The 1,082-nt window shown below is 40.7% G+C and carries 1 protein-coding gene; it reads left to right on the top strand.

What is annotated here, in order from left to right; translation table 11 throughout:
- Positions 1–150: 150 nt before the first annotated feature.
- The coding region (locus ACTQ53_RS17480; RefSeq protein WP_441934580.1) for an IS30 family transposase at positions 151–1,082 on the top strand (932 nt) is incomplete at its 3' end.

The raw sequence follows: 1,082 nt of genomic DNA, 5'->3' as shown, positions 1-1,082 counted from the left end.
AGGCTTAATAATCTATACCTGAAAACACCGAGGGGTTTGGGGGCGAGTAGCCCCCATGTATTGAGCTATGTCAAGAAATTCAATGAGCAATGCAATAAAATAAAACGGGGAGACCGCTGTCTCCCCAGAAATAATTATATTTGCATTGCTATGTACAAACAAATTATTTCGGAGCAAAGGTACACAATAAATGTGTTACTCCAAAAGAAAATGAGTAAAAAAGATATTGCCAAGGCAATAAATGTAGATTTATCCACCATTTATCGCGAATTAAAGCGAAATAGTGGTAGTCGTAACCATTACAACTGGGAAACAGCAGAAGCCAATGCCCGCCGCAAAAAGCGCAGAACTCCAGGCAATCGTCGCATCTCCCAAGAAGTAAGGGAAGAGGCTTTGCGCCTACTAAAAGAGAAGCAATGGTCCCCAGAACAGATATCTGGCTACCTTGCCAAAGAAGGCAAGCGCATCTCTACGGAGAGTATCTATCGCATCATCAGGAAAGACAAAAAAGAGGGAGGCTCTTTATATAAAAATTGCCGTCACAGATTGAAGCATCGTGCAAGACCTGTAGGTGGCAAACGTATTGTCATACCTAATCGTGTGAGTATCAGTGAAAGACCCAAAGAGGTTGATGGAGTGCGATTTGGTGATTTTGAGATGGATACAATCGTTGGAAAGGGTAATTGTGGAGCAATTGTCACATTGGTTGAAAAGCAAACAAATATGTTGTTTATGAGAAAGTTGAAGCACGGAAAGAATGCTAAGAAATTGGCAGAGACTGTAAAGCAGCTACTTATGCCATTCAAGGGAAAAATAAAGACCATAACAACAGACAATGGGGTGGAATTTGCGGCACATGAGATAATCAGTAAATCTCTTGGTGTACCAGTGTATTTTGCTGATCCATATTCCTCATGGCAAAAGGGTGCTATTGAGAATGCAAACGGACTCGTTAGGCAGTACATTCCTAAGTCTGCTGCGTTTTCAAACTTCAGTCAGCAGAAAATAACAAAGTTTACGGCAAAAATTAATGAGAGACCAAGAAAGAAATTGAATTTCTCAACACCAAAGGAGTGCTTTTA

Origin of the sequence: Prevotella sp. Sow4_E9_plate (genome assembly GCF_052116205.1) — a bacterium.
GTDB lineage: Bacteria > Bacteroidota > Bacteroidia > Bacteroidales > Bacteroidaceae > Prevotella.
The sequence above is the reverse complement of the archived record's forward strand: the minus strand, read 5'-3'. Positions and strand labels throughout refer to the sequence as shown.